The organism is Helicobacter sp. 12S02232-10 (genome assembly GCF_002272895.1).
In the GTDB taxonomy this organism is placed as follows: Bacteria; Campylobacterota; Campylobacteria; order Campylobacterales; family Helicobacteraceae; genus Helicobacter_J.
The window spans coordinates 1-16,947 of record NZ_MLAQ01000012.1 but is presented as its reverse complement, the minus strand read 5'-3'; the positions used below and the strand labels follow the sequence as shown (position 1 = coordinate 16,947).

The following is a 16,947-nucleotide window of genomic DNA, read 5'->3' as shown; positions in this document are numbered from 1 at the left end:
TCTAATCCAATCATTATGATATTCTTCTACCATAAATCTTGTTGACTTTGTTTCTAAATACTAATTCAATAATAGCCAAATCTTTTGTAATTGAAGCAATAAGTTGCAAATTTTCGTTATGTTCTTCAACATTCCGATAGCTTTCAATCCGTTGTTTTGAAAAAAGATTCTCATACTTTAGATCTGAAATTTTCATCTAAAAACCTAAATTTAATTTTATCGTTATCTAGATCAAGATCAATAAAAGGGATTCCCAAATCTTTTGAAGATTTGACCCAAAAGTGGATTTACCTACACCGTTTGTGCCTGTAATGATAATCAGATAAGGATTCAATAATCTCTCCCTTTAACCAAATCGAGCTTAGCATATTCTTCAGGGGTTAATTCCCTTAAGATTTCATTTTTCATTGATTTGCTATTAGGATCTAAAAAGTAACATTTCCCATCAGGCTGCAGTAAGAGGTTGTATTTATCAGATATTGTCTCATCATAATAAATAGCATTATATCCTTCTTTGAGTAATCTAACCCTGACACCTTCACCACTTTCTGCAGCTTCAAGAATTTCATCATAAGTGTATTGTCTGACAGGTTGTGTGTCTTTCATTGCAAGATTCATTTTATCCCTCTTTGTATAAAGTTTTATCTTTGTAAATTGTAACATATTTGATGATTTGATTTTACTTGCTTGTGTTTGATTGAGCATCATTTAAAGTTTTTTAGACGATAAAAGTCTTCTGCGGGACGTAAAAGATGTCTGAAAGGTGTAAAAGAATTCTATCGTTGAAAGTGTCAGCGAGATGATTGATTAAGTTTTTTATTTGTGAATTGACTTGTTTTATTAAATTTTTACAATGCCCAATTTGATAGGACTAAGTGAATAAATATAACCTTGTTGGCAAGGAAGTTCGGCTGATTGCAATCTTGGTGGAGCTTTTTATATCTAAAAGCATAAGGGATAATGGGATTTTCGCTCCGAAGCCTTAAAATAATATGTCTCAAAAGGTCGAGACAGAAACTATAGATGCAGAAATTAAAGAAAACGATCCTGTTTGCCAAACAGAGACAATTCCACCAAATGCGAGAGGCTTTAATCGAGATAAAGCAAACGACGATTATTTAGGCTTGAGATTTAAGAATTTTCTGATCTCTTCTCGAAATACCGTGACAAAAATTGCAATGATTGCAAAAATAATATTTAAGTTCATTTTATAATCTCCTTTTTTATTCCCACCCCTGATATGAAAAAACAAAAAAACCAACTCGAAAAAATGAGAATGGGATGCAATCTCTCAAAAGATTACCTTAATTTTAATACCATCCCGAGCTTCCATCAAAAGTTTAGTTTGCATATTATAAATTATTTAACAAAAAAAGTCAATAAGATTTATAAGATGTGCCAATATTTATATTATATTATTGCTTAGAGTTTTTACTTTTTCGAGTGAAATGTCCTCATTTTAGTATAAATGCAACTGCTGATTTTTTCAAAAATTGAATCTTGATGATCGACTCCATAAATCAAAGCTTTTAGGTCGTCTTCGATTTTCTTTTTTGATTCGATATTTTTGAATAAATTTTCTGCTCTAAAAACAAAATAAAATATTTGAAAGCTTTACAATCGTTATTTTCGATGGCAGCTTCTAAATCGATTTCATAAAAGATTTTTTATGAAGAAAGCTTGGAGTTACCATAAAATCTCCAAAATCTTCCATTGGTTAAAATTTAAAATGAATTCTTAAGCTGTTGAAATAACACTTATTTATCATTGCTTGAGCGTTGATAAATTATAAAATAATGGTGCAATGCTATTGCTTAAAGAGTGATTCAAGCGCATCGATACCGACTTTTGAAAGGGTTTTGTCTTGCGCATCTTGTGAATCTTTTTCTGACGCCATTTCAATCAATTCAATGTCATACCCCGTAAGCATTGAGGCCAAACGAATGTTGATACCATTTTTGCCGATAGCTTTGCTTTTTTGATCACTCATAATATTTATAATCGCTTTTGGCGGGGTATTTTCATCTTCAGAAGGTTGGATTTTGATACTGATGATATTTGCAGGAGCTAAAGCTTTAGAGATAAAGATTTCAGGTACTTCAGAATACTCGATACAATCAATATTCTCTCCGTTGAGTTCTTTGCTTACTGCATTGATTCGAACGCCTTTGACCCCGACGCTTGCTCCGATGGGATCGATTTTGGGATTATTGGAATAAAGGGCAATTTTTGCGCGATCGCCTGGGATTCTTGCACTTTTGGCAATGACTACTTCCCCATCTTTGATTTCAGGAACTTCAAGCGCGAGAAGCTCTTCAAGCATTTTTGGCGTCGTGCGCGAAAGCTCTAAACAGATGCCATTTTTATTGATTCCTACGTGTTTCAGAATGGAAGAAACAGTATCACCCACGACAAATTTTTCGCCTTTAATGCGATTTTTGACTGGCAATACGGCACGGATTTCATCAATTTCAATATACGTGTTTTGAGATTCATCGACTCTGATGACAACGCCAGTGATGATTTTGCCCACTATAGATTTGAATTTTTCAAACAATTGGTTTTCGATTGTGCGTTGGATATTGAACTCAAGATCTTTAAAAAGCAGATTGACTGCGTTTCTGCTCATATCTTCCAAGCTTAGTTCGTATTTGATTTCATCTCCTGCCTTAAGGTCGGGATCCATTGTCTTTGCCTTTGAAATTGAGATGAAATTTGTGGAGTCTTCCTCAATTTTAGGGTCATTTTCTTCGCAGACTCGGATTGTGTGGATAAGCTTAAAAGTTCTTTCTTTGGGATCTTCTTCGACAGTATAGTCGATATTTTCATCAATTTCTTTTTTTGCCATTTTGATAATGGCATCTTTAACGACTTGGGATACCACTGAAACTTGAAGATCTTTTTCATAAGCAATCAGTTCTATTATGTCCAATATTTTTTCCATCTGTGTCCTTTTGATTGTCCCGAAATTTGCTTGATTTTGAATGTTTGAAGCAGGCAGGGAGTCTAAACAAGGCTTTATTATATCAATTTTTACATAGTTTTGGCAAGTTCTGAGATTTAAGAGTCGAAGAATTTGCTTATTGATTGGAATTATCATTGGATTAAATGTTAATTTGGGCGTGAAATAGGATTTTAAAAATTGGTTTTTTAAGATAAAAAATATCCAAACTTTTTATAAGCCAAATCTGGCTAAAATTTTAATGTTAATATTTTAAAAGGGGTTATTAATGGAATTAACGCTTGCTAAAACAAATCTTGAGCAAAAGGCACAAAAAATCAGCTTGGAAAAATTGGCTGAAAAATTAAAATCCGATCACGATCAGGTGTTTTATTTTGATCGTTCCACTAATCATAAAGATCTTTTAAAGGCGGTGAGCTTTTTTGAAAATAAAGGACGAAAAGCCTATTTATCTGAGATTAAAATCAGCTTAGATGAAAAAGACTATATTTATGAGTTGCATATCATTTGAGTAGGTTTGGTATGAAGCTTTATATAGAAACGCTTGGTTGTGCGATGAATATGCGCGATAGCGAGCATATGATCGGCGAGCTTAAAAAACAGGGCTATGCTTCTACTGATGATGCTAAAGAGGCGGATTTAATCCTTATTAATACTTGTAGTGTCAGAGAAAAGCCTGAGCGCAAGCTTTTTTCAGAGATCGGTCAGTTTGCAAGGATTAAAAAACCTGATGCTAAGATTGGAATCTGTGGTTGCACAGCCAGCCATATGGGCGAAGAAATCATCAAAAAAGCCCCGAGTGTAAATTTTGTTTTAGGGGCTAGAAATATTTCAAAAATCTCTGAGATTATCCACAAAGATAAAGCTGTGGAGATAGCGATTGATTATGATGATAGCACATATGTTTTTGATATCGCTAGAAGTACGGGTATTAAAGCATTATTAAACATTTCCATAGGTTGTGATAAGAAGTGCGCTTATTGCATTGTCCCCCATACTAGGGGCAAGGAAATTTCCATTCCTTTGGATTTGATTTTATCTGAGGCTAAAAAGCTTGCTAATAGTGGTGTGAAAGAGTTGATGCTTTTGGGGCAAAATGTAAATAATTACGGAGTCAGGTTTTCTACCCCCCATCCCAGAATCAATTTTGCGGGCTTGCTTAGAGAAATAAGTCAGATTGATGGGATAGAGAGAATTCGATTTACTTCTCCCCATCCTTTACATATGGACGATGAATTTTTAGAGGAATTTGCTTCTAATCCTAAAGTGTGTAAATCTATCCATATGCCTCTACAAAGTGGTTCGACAAAGATTTTAAAATCAATGCGTAGGGGCTATAGCAAAGAATGGTATCTCAACCGCGCGCTTAAACTCAAATCTCTTATCCCGAATGTAGGGATAGGAACAGATATTATCGTGGGATTTCCTGGAGAGAGTGAAGAGGATTTTAAGCATACGATCGATGTTCTTGAGCAAGTGGAGTTTGATACGCTTTATAGTTTTATATACTCGCCACGTCCTCATACTGAATCTTATGGATGGGGAGAAGAGGGAAAAGTATCGCAAGAGATAGCTTCAAACAGGCTTGCTACACTTCAAAGCAGACACAAAGAGATTTTGCGTCATAAAGCCAAAGAGGAAATAGGCAGTTTTCATAAGGTTTTGATTGAAAATGTAAAGACGGGTGAACAATGTTTTTCTGAGGGACGAAGCGATAATGGAAAATTGATTAAAATTCCTGGAGAGATTTTAAAAATCGGGGATATATTAGATATTCAAATCAGCCAAAATGATGGTGGCAGTTTGATAGGGCGATTTGTAAAATGAATGCAAAGACGTGGAAACAAAAAATAATCTTAGCTTTGCTTCCTCGTCTTGTTTGGGCAATTTTGTGGTTGTTGTATTGGAGTTGTCGCAATAGGTTTCATTTATCGGCTCATTTAAAACAGACTAATTTTATTGCAAGTTTTTGGCACGGGGAATTTTTGATGTTGCCTTTTGCTTATATCAAGCTCAAAGACAAGCCTAAAATTTGCGTGATTTCAAGCAATCATTTTGATGGCGAGTTGATGGTGAAGCTTTATAGTTATTTTGGTTTTCAAACCATCAGAGGATCTACCAACAAGGGTGGAACGCGCGTGCTTGTAGAGTCTTTTAGGCATCTTAGAAATGGAGGGGATATGGGGATTACTCCTGATGGTCCAAAGGGTCCATATCATCATATTGCTGATGGAGTGGTTGCTATGGCTCAAAAAACAGGTGTGGGTATCAGTGTGTGTAGAGTGCTTCCAAGCCGTTATTATCAGCTGAATACTTGGGATAAGTTTCAAATTCCTAAGCCTTTTTCTAAAATAGATTATTATATGTTAGATCCATTTTTTATTCCTAAAGATATGGATATGGCAGAGGCTAAGAAATTTGTTTGCAGGCATATGGAGCATTCTTTATGAGAAATCTATTAGTTTTTGATAAAATTATTTTAAAAATAGCGGGCATATGATGAATATTTTTGGTTTTTCTGGACTGATAAGACCTTTATACTCGAGCGTTTTTATCGGCGTGAATCTTGATGGCAAGGTATGTTCTTTAAAGATCTTGCGTATTAAGGGTGAAGAGATTTTGGAAAGTTTTGCCAAAGAATATAAAACGATCAATAGTGAAATGCCTATGGATGCTATCAAGATTATTAGAACTTATCAGAAAAAATATCCTTTCACTTATTTGAGCACAATGTCTAAAAGCTACAACCAAGGTGTTTTTAAAAAAGTTGGCAAAGAAGATTTTTTAAAATATGGTGTCAATGCAAAAGAATCGAATATTTTAAACTTTGAAAATTGGAAAATTTATATTAAAAATTCTGCGATTGAGGAAAATGTCGAAAAATTTTCGAAAATCAAAGGATTGGATTATTTGTTTTCTCCTTTTATTGTCATTTATCATAAAATAAAAGACCAGATGGAATCTAAAACCACTTTGTATATCCTCCAAGAAAGAAGTAGTATCTCTTTGTTGATTGCTGATTTGGAGGGTATTTATTTTGGAGGGTATTTTATCGTTGAGGGGGAAACTGATGATGTGAGTGAAAATGCTCAAGTTTCAGGGATTACCGATGATATTTTCACTGATTCTTTTCTTGATAGTCGCGATGATGATTTAGATGATGATATTGATGAATTAGAGGATTTGGGGGATTCTGATTTGTTTATCGATGAGCTGAATGAAAGGCTTTTGAGCGACAATCAAGAAGATCAAGCAAAGCAAAAGATTGATGATATCGTCAAGGTTTCAGTTGTTTTTAATATGGTTCAAAACTCACTCAGAGAATTTTATTCCAATGAGCTTTATGAGAGTAAATTCATTGAAAAAATTATCGTTTTAGATGCTTATGGAATGTCTGATGGAGCGTTGCATTATCTTGGAGAAAATTTGATGATTGAGATGCATAAAGTTCCGATTTCTATTGTTGATGAGTTATGTATGCTCTCAAAGATTGAGTTTGAAAAGGGCAAGCTATGAAATTAAGTTTTTTAAAGCCTCGTCCAAAATATATTGTAGCTAAAATTACAAAAATATGGATTTTTTATATCTTCATCTCTTTGGTGATTATTTTTGGATTTTTACTCATTTTAAAAACTCAAATTGCTTTATCCCATAAACGGATTGATGAGTATCAATCCAAGCAGACCTCTTATCAGGATAAAATTTCCAAGCTTCAGGCATATCAAGGTCGAATTTTATCGGAGACGGATTTGTTAAAAAATAGGCAGGTTCATAATTTGATTGTTCGCGATGCGATCAAAAACTTGTTTAATATCGTTCCAGATCAAATCACGATCGATTATATTGAGGTGGGTAATGATTTTTTAAAGATTAGCGGATCTACGCCCTCCAAAGAAGTTTTTAAATTTTTGCTTCAAGATCCGTTAAAAGCTATTTTTGGTAAGAGTATGGTAAGTTTTTTTGCCCTCTCAAATGGTTGGTATCATTTTGTCTCAATTAGTCAATCCGTCTCTTCAATCATAGACTTGCCCAAGGAAGAATCAAATGAAGATCAGCAATAATAAAAATTTTTTCTACGTTGATGTCGATGCCGAACTTGTCATACGAAATTTGATTTTTTTTGTTCTTTTTTGCATTATTATTGGCACTTCTATTAATTATTTTTTATGGCCTATGATAGAGGCTTATAAAGAGCAACATTTAGAAGAGAAAAAGATCCAAGTTGTTTTTTTGCAAGTGCAAAAAGAGTTCAATAAAAATTTAGAATTGCTCAAGAAAACTAAAAGTTCAAATCAGAAATTTTTAGATGTGATGGCATACGAGTTTGGTATCAGCAGATTAAAAAATGGTTTGAGCAAATATTTTAAAGATGTTACAGTTGTCAAAAAATCAACCCAAGAAGATTTACAAAATCAATTTGAAAAAGATGTGTATTTTGTGCGCGGAGAAATACAGGATATGCAAGTATTGAATAATTTTTTCACCGATCTTCAAAATGCGCCGATGAGTATCAAGGTTTTATTGCCTATTACCATTAAAAAATCTTCAAATACCGATAAGTTGATTTTAGAATTTTATATAGATGTAGAGAAAAGTAACTATCATTCTGAATTGGAAGCATAAGAGCTTATTCTTGATTTTTAGTAAAAATTATTTTATCTTTTAATATCCAACTCCATTCTAATACAAATTAGCAACAAAACAGCAAATAAAATTCAGAAATATTGAAGGTGATTTTACATAGTATTATTGCATAAATGATGAGGTTCGATTGAATTTTATCGTTATAGATATCGACGAATCTTTAAGTTAAGCTTTCAAAGGACAGAAAATGAAATACAAATTTTTAGGGGTATTTTTGATTTTTGTATTTGGAATTGCTCAAGCAGGTTCTTTAAAGGAAGCACTTGAAAAAACTTCGTTGAGCGGTTTTACTTTTGGACGTTTTACTACCAATGGTGGCAAAGATGGAGCAGGTAGCAGGTTTCAATTTCGTATAAAAGCAGATTTGACCTCAGGGGAAATTAATGGCTACTCTTTGACTGGAGGGATATTTTTCTCACAAGGTTCAGGAACACCTGATAAAGGAAGCAATACAGATAATGACATTCAAGGAAGTCGTGCCACTAGAATCCTTAGCGGTTCAGATGTTTTTAATATTAGCAATTTATTTATTAATAAAAATTTTTCAGCCACAAAGACGAGCATAAAGGTCGGTCAAATGAATTTAATCACCCCATTTACTGATAAAAGTGTGGATAGGGGAATCGGCGGTTCGATTGAGAATTTTGATATTCGGGGGTTGCGACTATTTTTTTCTGGTTATGATACTTGGATGACAGATGATATTTATATTGCTGCACAAGCAAGCAAGCTTCCTGGCGACACAAATAAAAAGGGTGCAGGAATTGGGAATGATCTTTTTATAGCAGGAATTTCAGGAAATTATACTTTAGATGATAATGCTTTGCATCAATTGGATTTCAAGCTTTATGATTTATGGGCGTATCATTTGATTGATTATATGGTATTTGGAGAAGTGGCTTATAAATATGGATTGGGAGAACATACTTTTTTAAAGATTATGGGTCAATTTGCTGCTACAGGCGTGAATAAGACGGCTAAATTTGAAAGCAAAAGTCTTTTTTTGAGTGGGTATTTTACCGATAAGGTTGCCCAAGAATCTCTTCCTGGAGGTCCTCGACAAGAACTTGCTATCACAAGAGGACTTTATAATATTCAAGCAAGCATAGAAGTGCATAGGTTTTATGCTGAATTTGGGTTTGCCGGAAGCTTTGCGCAGGGCTATGCGGCTTTACTTGATAATGTCGGGGGTTTCAATACAGCAGGAAAACTTTGGAATGGTTCTCAAGGACACGGTGCTGATGGATTTGGTTTCTTGGGTGGTGGGGCTACTAAAAATACAAATATCAATGCCCTTTATGCCGAAATGGATTACAAATGGGATTCATTTGTTTTTGCCTTGGATGCAGCTTGGGTAAGCGGTAAAAATAATTACCCTCTCTTGATTGCAGGCTCAAATCATCCCAATTATAATTATAGAGGTTGGAGTCCGGCTTATCCCAATCAAAAAAAGACAATGAACGCTTCTTTTTTCGAAATCACTCCGAGCGTGGCTTATAAGATCGGAAAGAAATTTACAGCTCAAATTTATTATGCCAACATATTTGGAGATATATCTTTAAATCGTACAAGAATCCAACTTACATATAATTTTTAATGATTTCTAAATGAATCAAGAAATTTTGTTAGATTTTTAAGTTTATATTCTTATAATGGACAATGTTTTAAAAATCTAAAGCTCAGGAGGACAGATATGAAGTTTTTAAAACTTATTGTTTTAATAAGTATGTCTATTATGTTAGAAGCTTCTTCGCTCAAGGATATAATAGAAAATGCAACCTTAGACGGGTGGCTTAGGGGAAAATATTTTTACAGCGATGGCAGGGATGGTTCGGGTCAGGGTTATCAAATGTTCTTTTTACCCAATGTCCATTCTGGAGAGTTTAATGGCTATAGTTTGACTGTGGGATTATTCGCAGCTTATGGTCCGGGCGTTCCTGATGCTGTGACTGCAGACAACTCGATTGGAGGCAGTAGGGCACCTAGGATTGATAATAAATCTGCTCCAGATGTTTTTAACGTGAGCAATCTTTATATCAATAAGACTTTTGAATCCACAAAGACAACTGTGAGGGTTGGACAGATGAATATCGTTTCAGCTCTCAATGCTGGGACTTCCTACGGGGATAGAGGAATTGGGGGAATGATTGAAAACAAAGATGTTGAAGGGATTCGCTTTTATGCTTCTGCTTATGATAGCTGGATGACTGATAATATTATGCTTGCAATGAATCAAGCCTTAACTTATGGTATCGGGAATAATTTGGTTATTTTGGGTGTTGAGAGCGATAAAGACTTCAAGATTAAAAATCTTGGTTTTAAATTGTATTACAGCTGGGCACAACAACTTTATGATATGATGATGTTTGGTGACATTCATTATAAATTTCAGTTTGATGGATGGAGTATAGGTCTTATTGGTCAGATTGCTGGAACTGTAATGAGTGATAATGCAAGGTTTCATACTGGTGGGACAAATTTAGCGACTTATTTTTCTAATTTAGCAGGTTTGGATCCGGAGGGAAAACCTTATGGAGGCTATGCAAAAACAAGGGGAATTTATAATCTCCAAGCTAATCTCAAGGCTGGAGGCTATACAGGAAAATTGGGCTATATCGGTAGTTTTGGTCAAGGATATGGCACGATGCTTGATAGTAAAGGCGCTTTTGATGTGGGAGGTCAATTGTGGAATGGTATCATTGCAGGGGGCTTGATGGGATTTGGCTGGACTGGAGCAGGCGGGGTAAAAAATACAAGCTTAAAAGTAGTGTATTTTACGCATAAATATAAGTTTGGCAATGGGATTGGAATCGGCTTTGATGCTGTGTGGATAGGGGGCAACAACCGTTATCCTTATATGAAAAAAGGTTCCAAAAGAATCAGAAATAATCCTAGCGACAGAGGTTCGGTTATTCCAGCAAGACCTGATAATGTTACAGCAAATTCCGAATTGGTTGAAATCTCTCCACAAATTAGCTATGCTTTTACAAAAGATTTCACCGGTTCTGTAGTTTATTCACAGATGCTTGGGGATATGTTAATGGGCAGGACTGTGGTGACGCTTAAATACGATTTTTGATTCATCCTAATTGCCTGATTAAGGAAAGGCAAGATGGTTGAAAATAATGATTTTGACTTTGGTTTTGATGGGAAGGAATGTGAGGATTGTGGAGGAAAATGTTGTACCGGCGAGAGCGGGTATATTTTTGCCACGATTGATGAATTATTGCAAGTGAGTGATTTTTTGGGTATCTCATTTGATAAATTTACACAAAGATATGTTAAAAAGGTAGGGTATAAATTTTCGTTTTTGGAGAAAAAGAGCATTGATGGCGTTGCGTGTGTTTTTTTTGATGATATTACTAAAAAATGTTGTATTTATGAGGTTAGACCTAAACAATGCGTAAATTTTCCATTTTGGGAAGGGTATAAAAAAAATAATGTTACCAACAAAGAATTAGAAAATTTATGCAAATTATGCAAAGGTGTAAAATGCTCAAAAATATCCTAAAAATAGGTTTTGGTTTGGTTCTGTGCATTGCATTGAAGGCAAATGCTTTCTCAGAAGACAATGATTTAATGATCAGTTCAGATGCTTTTAGTCGAGGAGATTTTGCAACTGCTAAAGATGGTTATTTGAAATTGTATAAAGAGACTGATAATATCAATTATGCAAAAGAAGCAGCTGTTTCTGCGGCGAATATGGGCGATTTTCAAACCGCCTTGAAGTTTGCTTTGCTTTATCAAAAAATCACTAAGGATACAAAAGATCTACCTACAAATAAAATTCTTGCTGATAGCTATATCCGAATGGGAGAGATTAAAAAAGCAACTTCATTGCTTGAAGCAATCAAAAAGCAAGAAGATTCTTTGATTGTGGATAATGTGTTGGGAACACTTTATTTGAGTCAAAAGGAATTTGATAAGGCTTTTAGTTTGTTGGATAAATTTTATAATGCGACGCATAATGAAGAGGCTTTGGAAAAAATTGTAACCATTTATTTGGCCAAGAATGACAAAGTCGGCGGGTTAAATTTTTTAAAATCACATCTTAGAAAATATGGCTGTTCAGAGGAGCTGTGTCAGAAGAGTTTGAATACTTTTGTGCAGTTTAATGATTTGAAAGATGCAGAAGAGGTTTTTAAAGAAATCTATCAAAAATCTCCAACGGTTCAAAATGGAAGATATTATATTTGGATTTTGGCATCGCAGAAAAAATATAAACAAGCCCAAGAAATTGCCGAAACTTTTCCTTTAAATGGACATCTTTTGCTTGATTTGTATATTGTGCAAAAAGAATTTTCTCTAGCGGCCAAACAGGCGGGATTGATTTATCAACAGCAAAAGGATCCGAAATATTTGGCTTTAGAAGCTGTTTATTTGTATGAAGCTATGGAAACGCCAAATAAAGAAACAATTAAAAAAATTGTCCAAAAGCTTGAATACGCCATTAAGGAACGAAAAAAAGAAATTTCAAATAACAAAGAAAATTTAAATGATCAAGATGCATTTTTTTATAATTTTTTAGGTTATATGCTTATTGATTATAGTATAGACATCAAAAAAGGGATTGATTATGTCAAGGTTGCTTTAGAAATTGACCCCGGATCAATTTCTTACGTTGATTCTCTTGCGTGGGGATATTACAAATTGGGTAAGTGTGCAGAAGCTAAAAAAATTTTTTCAACGATTCCAAAAGAAGAGATGGAGACTGAATCTGAACTTGAATCCCATTTCCAAATTATCAATGCTTGCAAGCAATGATGTCCTATACCTCAAAAAGTCTTGAAAATCTCAAACAAAGTCTTAAGGATAGAGAAAAGCTTCTGTCTTTTGATTTTTTGGGCAGGAGCTTGGCCTATAACCCTTATATGCCAAGGGCACAGGTTTGTGATTTTAAAAGAAGTAAAGAACAAGATATTGCTGATAAAATGTTGTTTTGTCCGCCTTTTTCTGATGAAAAACTTTCTTTTTTACTTAAATACGATTCAAAAGCGATTGCACTTGATTTTACTTCTGTCTATGAGCAGGGTGCTCCGCCCATAGAAGTTTTTGATTGCCTTGCTCATTTGCGGCGCTATAGTGAAAAATTTATTATTCACAGCGATATTTTTATCCAACCTTACCAATTGCTTGAATCAGTCGTTTATGGAAGTGATGGGGTTATTTTGGAAGCAGGACTTTTGGGTAAAGATTTGGGCTCTATGTATGATTTTGCCCGCAGACTCGGGCTTTTAGCTATTGTTAAGATTACATCTTTGAAAGAGTTGAAAGCAGCGATTTTTGTGAAAGCTGAAATGATTTATATTGCTCAAGATTTTTCAAATTTACTCAGTTTTTGTCCAAATTCTAAAATTATTTTTTGCGATTTGCCTCTTGAAAACTTTGATTTAAATAAAAAGAGTTCTTATGGGGTGGATATGTTTTTAGTTCGTGATGAAATTAAATAAATGTTAAGAATATTTTGGTTAAAAGATATTTTTTGATTTGAAATATTTAGAATATTACGGAGTTAAAAATGTCTTTATTGATAAATGATGAATGCATTGCTTGTGATGCTTGTAGAGAAGAGTGCCCAAATGAGGCCATTGAAGAAGGTGATCCGTTTTATGTGATCGATCCTGATAGATGCACTGAATGCGTCGGGTATTATGATGAACCAAGTTGTGTGGGCGTTTGTCCTGTTGATGCAATTATCCCCGATCCTGATAATGTTGAAAGTGTTGAAGAATTAAAATATAAATACGAGCAGTTTCAAGAGGGGGAATGATGGCAAAAATAACTACCGTTATTGACATCGGTTCCAATTCTGCTCGAATGGCCATTTTTCAGAAGACGAGTCGATTTGGATTTTATCTTTTATATGAGATAAAATCAAAAGTCAGAATTTCAGAGGGTAGTTATGGGTTTGGAGGAGTTCTCCAAGAAATTCCTATGCACAGAGCATTGAAAACTTTAGAGGAATTCAAGCAAATCTCACAAAAATATGGTAGCAAAAAAATTTTATGTGTCGCTACAAGTGCAATCAGAGATGCTCCGAATGCAAAGGATTTTATAGCTCGTGTGAGAAGAGCTTGTGGGATACAAATAAAAGTTATAGATGGACAAAGAGAAGCTTTTTATGGGGGCATTGCTTGTGCAAATCTTTCTCATAAAAAAGATGGTATCACTATTGATATAGGGGGTGGGAGTACGGAGTGTGCCTTTATCAAAGAAGGTAGGATTTCAGATCTGGTATCTTTGAATATTGGAACAATTCGTTTGAAAGAGCTTTTTTTTGATAAAAAAGAAGATTTAAAGTCTGCAAAAGAATTTATCAAAAAAGAAATTGAAAAAATTCCAAATACTTACCGCCATTTGAATGTTTTTGGTATCGGCGGAACGATTCGAGCAATTTCAAAGATGATTATGCGTAATACGGGCTATCCTATTGATGTGTTGCACGGGTATGAAGTGGATATAAGAGACCATTTGCGCTTCATTGAAAAAATTTATATGACCAAAGAAGAAAAGCTTGAAAGTCTTGGGGTTACTGAAGATAGAAAAGACAATATTCGAAGCGGGGCTTTGATACTTTCTGTTTTGCTGGAAAAATTTGGAGCTAAAATCATCACCACAAGTGGTGTGGGTGTTAGAGAGGGAGTGTTTTTAAGCGATTTGCTTCGAAATCAAAAATATTCTTTTCCTAAAGGCTTTAATCCTTCTTTGAGTTCGCTCACAGACAGATTTTTGATCCATAAAAAACACGGGAGTAATGTTAAAAGAGAATGTCTGAAGATTTTTGATGCATTGAAGGTTTTGCATAAAATTGAAGAGAAATACAAGTTTCATCTTGAGATTGCAGGGATGCTTTCAAGTATCGGGAAGGTTTTAAGCTTTTATGATTCTCACGAGCATAGCGCTTATTTTTTATTAAATGCTCTAGATTATGGATTTTCACATCAGGACAAGGCAATTATTTGTTTGTTGGCACAATTTAGTAATAAAAAGATTCCAAAGGATAATTCAATCGCTCATATCAGTGATATTATGCCCCCGATTTTGACTTTACAATGGTTAAGTTTTATTTTGGGGATGGCAGAAGCAATGTGTATTGCAAATTTGCCTAAAGATCTGTGTTATTGCTATGAAGAGGGCAAATTAAAAGTAAAGAGTTGCAGTGAGCTTTATTTGTCTGAAGAGGCTGTGATGAGGTTAGTAAAACCTTTAGATTTTCAAATAGAATTTTTTCGGGAGAAGACTTTTTGAAAGCCGCAATTGTCCGTCTTTCAGCTTTGGGAGATATCATTGTGAGTGCGGTTTTTTTACCTTACTTAAAAACTGTTTGTCCCAATCTCGAAATTCATTGGTTTGTTGATGAAGCATTTGGAGATATTTTGGATCATTCCTCTTGTATTGATGTATTGCATAAATTGCCTTTTAAAAAGTTACTTAAATCTAAGAATGTGTTTTGTATCTATGGTCTTTGGAAAACTTTGCAAGGGTGTGGAAGATATGATATTGTCATTGATTTGCAAGGACTTATCAAATCAGCCATCATTGGGAGTATGCTCAAGAAAGATAAATTTGTCGGTTTCGATAAAAATTCTATCCGTGAAAAATTTGCTTCTTTATTTTATAGTCAGAAGTTTGGCATTCCTTATCAAAATAATATTTTAGAACGCAATGCAAAACTAATTTATGGGGCTTTTGACTATCAAGTCGAATTTGAAACGTGTTTAAAAGATAGAAAAAATGCTTTTGGTTATTCGGCAAATGCATTGGCTAAAATAAATAATTTATTTTTGAATGAAGAAAAAAAGATTGTTTTGTTTGTTTTAGAAGCTTCGATTGATAATAAGGCATATCCGATAGAGCAATATACCAAACTTGTAAGTTTGCTTCAAGATTTAAATTTAAAAATTGCCTTGTTGTGGTATGAGCACCATCAAAGAGCGCAAAAACTTTTTAATCAAATTTGTAGTTTAGCCGATGCAATTATTCTCCCTAGATTGAATTTGGATGAATTGAAAGCTTTGGTTGCTAGAGTTGATTTGGTAGTGGGAGGTGATACCGGCACGACTCACTTGGCTTGGGCAATGCAAAGGGCTTCTGTTACCCTTTATGGTAATACGCCTATTGATCGTTTTAGATTGCCTGGAGGTAGAAATATTTCTTTGAGCGGTAATTTGAATGCAAATTATGATAAAAATGATTTTTCAATTTGTTCGATTTCTCCGCAAATGATAGAAAAAGCCATAAGGGAAATTTTATGAAGTTTTTTGCTAAATTGCTTGAGTGGAGTGTGAATTTTTTCGGCTTTTTTTTGTCTAAGATGCCCCACAAAGTTTTTTTATTCCTTGTTGATCTGATAGCCTTATTAATGCGAGGACTTGATAAAAGGCGTTTTAAAGACGCGATGGCAAATTTGGATTTTGTTTATGGACAGAATATGGAATATTGTCAAAAAAAAGAGATTATTAAACGTTGTTATAGAAATTTTGCTTTCATTTTGCTTGAAGGCTTTCGTGTTGTTTATATTCCCAAAGAGAAGTATGAAAAGAAATTTGAATTTTTAAACGAACCTTATTTAGGGGATTCTTTGAGAAATAATGGGAGCGCTATATTGATGGGGGCACACTTTGGGTGTTGGGAAGCAATGGCAACAGTTTTGCCTCATAAATACAGCACATATCATTTAGCGTCTTTAGGAAGATTGACAGATTATGAAGCGATTAATCGTTTAATTATTAGTCGTAGGGAGGCTTGCGGGGTTAAACTCATAGAAAAAAAAGGTGCTTTTAGGCATTTGCTAAAAATGTATAGCAAAGGGAATACGCTTGCAGGCATACTTGTTGATCAAAATATTTCGCCTGATGAAGGAATATGGGTTAATTTTTTTGGGAAAAAAGCCACTCATACCACGATCGCTTCAATCCTTTCGAGGAGATTTGAAATTGATATTGTTCCAGTTTTTATAGACTTCAATGAGGATTATTCTAAGTTTCAAATCAAATTCTATCCACCCATTCGCACAAAAACGAGCAAAGATTCTGATGCAGATATTCAAGAGGCCACACAGATTCAAGCTAATGTTACAGAGGCTGCTATCAGAGAGAATCCTTCAAGTTGGTTTTGGTTTCATAAACGTTGGAAAAGCGCTTATTCTGAAATTTATCGCCATTAATTTTATTAAGAGAATTATAAAATCGGCAAAATTTATTTTGTTTCTAAGTTCTAACTCTTTCAGCAAACCTTAAGCTACTTGCCTGTAATATTCCAATCCCATTCAGGTGAGCCTCATTTAAAACTCTCCGATTAATTTTTAATTTTTACCTCTTTTGGATTTTCTAATAGAGAGA

General features: G+C 34.3%; 18 protein-coding genes. 15 read left to right on the top strand and 3 right to left on the bottom strand.

Features of this window, described 5'->3' with window-relative positions; translation table 11 throughout:
* Nucleotides 1-13: 13 nt before the first annotated feature.
* From BKH41_RS08460 to nusA, 3 genes are all read right to left on the bottom strand, one after another.
* On the bottom strand, nucleotides 14-196 hold the full coding sequence (locus BKH41_RS08460; RefSeq protein ID WP_095298999.1) for a hypothetical protein: 183 nt from the start codon (nucleotides 194-196) through the stop codon (nucleotides 14-16).
* Nucleotides 197-330: 134 nt separating this feature from the next.
* Nucleotides 331-618: a hypothetical protein gene (locus tag BKH41_RS08455; protein ID WP_095298997.1), complete on the bottom strand. Its 288-nt coding sequence runs from the start codon at nucleotides 616-618 to the stop codon at nucleotides 331-333.
* Nucleotides 619-1,807: 1,189 nt separating this feature from the next.
* Nucleotides 1,808-2,944, bottom strand: a complete 1,137-nt coding sequence (nusA, locus tag BKH41_RS08445) for a transcription termination factor NusA (RefSeq protein ID WP_095298993.1) — start codon at nucleotides 2,942-2,944, stop codon at nucleotides 1,808-1,810.
* A 286-nt stretch (nucleotides 2,945-3,230) separates the two neighbouring features.
* Between nusA and BKH41_RS08440 the strand changes: the two genes are divergently transcribed.
* The 15 genes from BKH41_RS08440 to BKH41_RS08370 all read left to right on the top strand — a co-directional run bounded on the left by BKH41_RS08440 (nucleotide 3,231) and on the right by BKH41_RS08370 (nucleotide 16,772).
* Nucleotides 3,231-3,473 carry an HP0268 family nuclease gene (locus tag BKH41_RS08440; protein WP_095298991.1) on the top strand — a complete coding sequence of 81 codons (243 nt, stop codon included), beginning with the start codon at nucleotides 3,231-3,233 and terminating at the stop codon, nucleotides 3,471-3,473.
* Between the two features lie 11 nt (nucleotides 3,474-3,484).
* On the top strand, nucleotides 3,485-4,789 hold the full coding sequence (miaB, locus tag BKH41_RS08435; protein ID WP_095298989.1) for a tRNA (N6-isopentenyl adenosine(37)-C2)-methylthiotransferase MiaB: 1,305 nt from the start codon (nucleotides 3,485-3,487) through the stop codon (nucleotides 4,787-4,789).
* Nucleotides 4,786-5,412, top strand: coding sequence for a lysophospholipid acyltransferase family protein (locus BKH41_RS08430; protein ID WP_095298987.1), 627 nt, complete (start codon nucleotides 4,786-4,788; stop codon nucleotides 5,410-5,412). Before miaB ends, BKH41_RS08430 begins: the two co-directional genes overlap by 4 nt.
* Nucleotides 5,413-5,461: 49 nt before the next feature.
* A complete protein-coding gene (locus BKH41_RS08425) occupies nucleotides 5,462-6,478 on the top strand; it encodes a hypothetical protein (protein ID WP_180762791.1) in 1,017 nt (338 codons plus the stop codon).
* Nucleotides 6,475-7,023 (top strand): hypothetical protein, encoded by a 549-nt coding sequence (locus BKH41_RS08420; RefSeq protein ID WP_095298982.1) that lies wholly within the window; start codon nucleotides 6,475-6,477, stop codon nucleotides 7,021-7,023. The genes BKH41_RS08425 and BKH41_RS08420 overlap by 4 nt, the downstream gene beginning before the upstream one ends.
* Nucleotides 7,007-7,585, top strand: a complete 579-nt coding sequence (locus tag BKH41_RS08415; protein WP_095298979.1) for a hypothetical protein — start codon at nucleotides 7,007-7,009, stop codon at nucleotides 7,583-7,585. Before BKH41_RS08420 ends, BKH41_RS08415 begins: the two co-directional genes overlap by 17 nt.
* Before the next feature lie 208 nt (nucleotides 7,586-7,793).
* On the top strand, nucleotides 7,794-9,203 hold the full coding sequence (locus tag BKH41_RS08410; protein ID WP_095298976.1) for a major outer membrane protein: 1,410 nt from the start codon (nucleotides 7,794-7,796) through the stop codon (nucleotides 9,201-9,203).
* A gap of 96 nt (nucleotides 9,204-9,299) precedes the next feature.
* Complete coding sequence (locus BKH41_RS08405; protein ID WP_095298974.1) at nucleotides 9,300-10,685, top strand: hypothetical protein; 1,386 nt, start codon at nucleotides 9,300-9,302, stop codon at nucleotides 10,683-10,685.
* Nucleotides 10,686-10,718: 33 nt separating this feature from the next.
* On the top strand, nucleotides 10,719-11,117 hold the full coding sequence (locus BKH41_RS08400) for a YkgJ family cysteine cluster protein (RefSeq protein ID WP_095298972.1): 399 nt from the start codon (nucleotides 10,719-10,721) through the stop codon (nucleotides 11,115-11,117).
* On the top strand, nucleotides 11,075-12,370 hold the full coding sequence (locus tag BKH41_RS08395) for an ATP-dependent nuclease subunit B (RefSeq protein ID WP_095298970.1): 1,296 nt from the start codon (nucleotides 11,075-11,077) through the stop codon (nucleotides 12,368-12,370). Before BKH41_RS08400 ends, BKH41_RS08395 begins: the two co-directional genes overlap by 43 nt.
* A complete protein-coding gene (locus BKH41_RS08390; protein ID WP_095298968.1) occupies nucleotides 12,370-13,056 on the top strand; it encodes an indole-3-glycerol phosphate synthase in 687 nt (228 codons plus the stop codon). The genes BKH41_RS08395 and BKH41_RS08390 overlap by 1 nt, the downstream gene beginning before the upstream one ends.
* Nucleotides 13,057-13,124: 68 nt before the next feature.
* Nucleotides 13,125-13,376, top strand: coding sequence for a YfhL family 4Fe-4S dicluster ferredoxin (locus BKH41_RS08385; RefSeq protein WP_095298966.1), 252 nt, complete (start codon nucleotides 13,125-13,127; stop codon nucleotides 13,374-13,376).
* Nucleotides 13,376-14,854: a Ppx/GppA phosphatase family protein gene (locus BKH41_RS08380; protein WP_095298963.1), complete on the top strand. Its 1,479-nt coding sequence runs from the start codon at nucleotides 13,376-13,378 to the stop codon at nucleotides 14,852-14,854. The genes BKH41_RS08385 and BKH41_RS08380 overlap by 1 nt, the downstream gene beginning before the upstream one ends.
* The gene (gene waaC / locus BKH41_RS08375; RefSeq protein WP_095298961.1) at nucleotides 14,851-15,861 is read left to right on the top strand and encodes a lipopolysaccharide heptosyltransferase I; all 1,011 of its coding nucleotides are present in this window, start codon (nucleotides 14,851-14,853) and stop codon (nucleotides 15,859-15,861) included. The genes BKH41_RS08380 and waaC overlap by 4 nt, the downstream gene beginning before the upstream one ends.
* On the top strand, nucleotides 15,858-16,772 hold the full coding sequence (locus tag BKH41_RS08370) for a lipid A biosynthesis lauroyl acyltransferase (protein WP_095298959.1): 915 nt from the start codon (nucleotides 15,858-15,860) through the stop codon (nucleotides 16,770-16,772). Before waaC ends, BKH41_RS08370 begins: the two co-directional genes overlap by 4 nt.
* The last annotated feature ends 175 nt before the right edge of the window (nucleotides 16,773-16,947 follow it).